At 60.7% G+C, this 2692-nt stretch carries 3 protein-coding genes and 1 pseudogene; 1 reads left to right on the top strand and 3 read right to left on the bottom strand.

Annotation, left to right across the window (positions count from 1 at the left end; translation table 11 throughout):
* Positions 1–456, top strand: a 456-nt coding sequence (locus A3AG_RS0100205) for an Lrp/AsnC family transcriptional regulator (protein WP_026163848.1), incomplete at its 5' end; no start/stop codon positions are given.
* Between the two features lie 170 nt (positions 457–626).
* On the opposite strand, the gene A3AG_RS0100200 is transcribed toward A3AG_RS0100205, so the two are convergent.
* The 3 genes and pseudogenes from A3AG_RS0100200 to A3AG_RS30925 all read right to left on the bottom strand — a co-directional run bounded on the left by A3AG_RS0100200 (position 627) and on the right by A3AG_RS30925 (position 2581).
* On the bottom strand, positions 627–917 hold the full coding sequence (locus A3AG_RS0100200; protein WP_018003654.1) for a hypothetical protein: 291 nt from the start codon (positions 915–917) through the stop codon (positions 627–629).
* A 448-nt stretch (positions 918–1365) separates the two neighbouring features.
* Positions 1366–1551 carry a hypothetical protein gene (locus A3AG_RS34185; RefSeq protein WP_167330476.1) on the bottom strand — a complete coding sequence of 62 codons (186 nt, stop codon included), beginning with the start codon at positions 1549–1551 and terminating at the stop codon, positions 1366–1368.
* Positions 1552–1589: 38 nt separating this feature from the next.
* Positions 1590–2581 (bottom strand): annotated as a pseudogene (locus A3AG_RS30925) (hydrogenase small subunit).
* Between the last annotated feature and the right edge of the window lie 111 nt (positions 2582–2692).

Raw genomic sequence — 2692 nt, 5'->3', positions numbered from 1 at the left:
ACAGATCTGCGAATTCTCGATGAACTCCAGCAGAACAGCGCTCTAACGAACGTTGAACTAGCGCGCCGCGTTCATCTTTCTCCGTCGCCGTGTCTTGCTCGGGTCAAAGCCCTCGCGAGTGCCGGCGTAATACGGCGCTATGTCGCACTTGTCAGTGCTTCCGCTCTAGGCCTAGGGCTGAATGTCTTTATCTCAATTAACTTGAAATACCAAAGTAAGGACTCCTTGACAGAGTTCGAACGCCGCATCGCCGAATACGACGAAGTGATGGAGTGCTATTTAATGACAGGCGATAGCGATTATTTGATTCGGGTAGCAGTGGCCGACATGGCTGCCTTGGAGAGATTCATCCTGGAACAACTTACGCCGATTCCAGGAATCGAGAAAATTCGCTCTAGCTTCGCGCTCAAGCAGGTTCGTTATAAGACCGCACTGCCCCTACCGTTGCAGCGTTAGGTTCATCGTCGGATGTGCCCTCTCCCTTCAAGGTTGCGTTGCATGACCAGTACAGCTAGCGCCGGGGCAAAGGCTGTTGGCGTGCCACGCACCAGTAGCCGCCGGGTAATCTCTTCGGCCGACGTGCCGTCCCCCACGCGGCTGAACGCGTCGGATCGCTTGCGATTCAGTCATTCGCGCACTTGCGGAAAAGACTGATCGCCATCAAGTGGTTTCGTCAATATTTCGAGTTGCTCCTGCGCCTTGCGCTCAGGGGCTGGCGCGTCCAGCAGTTGTCGTAGGCGTTCGCGAAGCGTCTCATCCAGCGGCGGCTGCCTCTGCCATTCGCCGCGTCGGCGCCCGATCGACCAGTCGCCCACCATGGTCCGCTGCCAGCGCTCGGCTGCGCGGCCGATGAGCTTGAAGTCATCGTCTCGTTGGATGTAGCCAATTGCCTCCGTCAACTCTGCAAGCAGACCCAAGCCGGTGATTCAGCCGATCTCGCCGCCCGCCGACAGTGCTACTGCCCCCCAAAATCTCATCCCTGAGCTGCTCGTCTGCGGCCGCGATCACCCTCGCGGCCCAAGCGACGGCCCCACGCAGACTGGCGCGTCCCTCCATGACTAACATGGTTGTCCGCGAAGGTAGCATACGCAAATATCCGTCTGGAGAGCACATTTTGTGAGCGCGCTGCTCCGGGCGCCACACTGTGAAGCCGCTGGCGTCCCAGTTCCACGGCAACGCCTGCTTCCTTGCCAGTCGCGCCGACCCAACACTCGTTGGCGGCAATGTTCAATCGCCGCTACTTCAGCCACGTTGGCCTGGGGCTCTCGGTGCTTGCCGACGAGCATCGCTGACGGCCGAAGGCGACACAGATTACCACTGCGTGCCGCGCGCAGGTACGCTAGCCCGCTGGGGTCACCCGGCGCATCATGAGTTGAGCGTCAAGCGCCGTGTCAATGACGCCGGCGAGCAGGGCGAGTACTTGGCCGCCGACAGGTTGGCGTCGAGATTGACCTCACAGCGCATGTGACCCTCGATCCGAGTCACCGGGTCGACGACCACGCGTCGCCCGCTGTTGTCAAGGTTGAATCCTTGGGTGGAATGGGCAGTCATGAGACGTCCTTGTCTCTCTTGAATCTGGTCAGCGCGGCTCAATGCTCGGCGCCGCTGGTGCCTTGGTTCTTCTTCTGAGCCGTACGCTTGATGGCCGACACGGCCGCGTGGGCTGCCACGGCAGCGCCGACCACTCCGGCCGCCGCGCCGCCGACCTTGTCGGCGTTGGCCTCGATGCCGAACTGGTGGATGTTGGTGAGGCGGTCGTAGAACGAGCCCTTGTCCCAAAAGCCATCTTCCGAGCAGCCGATGCAGCCGTGGCCGGCCTGGATCGGGAAGCTCGTGCCCTCGTTCCATCGCGTCGTCGAGCAGGCGTTGTAGGTGGTCGGACCCTTGCAACCGACCTTGTAGAGACAATAGCCCTTGCGCGCGGATTCGTCGTACTAGGCCTCGACGAACTGGCCGGCATCGAAGTGTGGGCGGCGGTAGCACTTGTCGTGGATACGCTGGCTGTAGAACATCTTCGGCCGGCCCTGGCGGTCCAGCTCAGGGATACGGTCAAAGGTCAGCATGTAAGTGATCACGCCAATCATCGCCTCGGCGATCGGCGGGCAGCCGGGCACCTTGATGATGGGCTTGTCCGTGATCACCTTGTGCACCGGCGTGGCCTGCGTCGGGTTCGGCTTGGCGGCCTGCACGCAGCCCCATGATGCGCAGGAGCCCCAGGAGATGACGGCCTTGGCGTCCTTGGCCACATGCTTGAGCTGGTCGATGAAGGGGCGCCCGCCGATGATGCAACTCATGCCCACCTGGTTCAGCGGACGGTTGCCTTCCACCGCTAGGATGTAGTTGCCCTTCTACTTAACAATGACCTCCTCGAGGATAGTGAACGACTCCGAACAACAAGTGCATTCCAGCCCATGCAGCCACAGCATCGGCGTGCGCGGTTTGGTCTCCATGGCGTGTGCGATCTGCGGCCCGAACGTCGGGGCCCACCCGAGCGAGGTGGCCGTGAGCGAGCAATACAATACTTGAGGAAGGTGCGTCGCGAAATGCCTTGTCGTCGCATGACCTCATAGCAGGTTTCCATCCTTCAAGTATCCAGAGTTGCGGATTTCGGTGAAGGTGATCAGCGGTTTCGGCGAACGTGATCAGGGAAGGAAGGTGGTACTGCGCGGTCAGGAGATTGTAGCGTAGGTGA

It is taken from the genome of Cupriavidus neocaledonicus (assembly GCF_000372525.1).
In the GTDB taxonomy this organism is placed as follows: Bacteria; Pseudomonadota; Gammaproteobacteria; order Burkholderiales; family Burkholderiaceae; genus Cupriavidus; species Cupriavidus neocaledonicus.
Note: the sequence above shows the minus strand (reverse complement) of the source record. Positions and strands in the feature narration are given on the sequence as shown.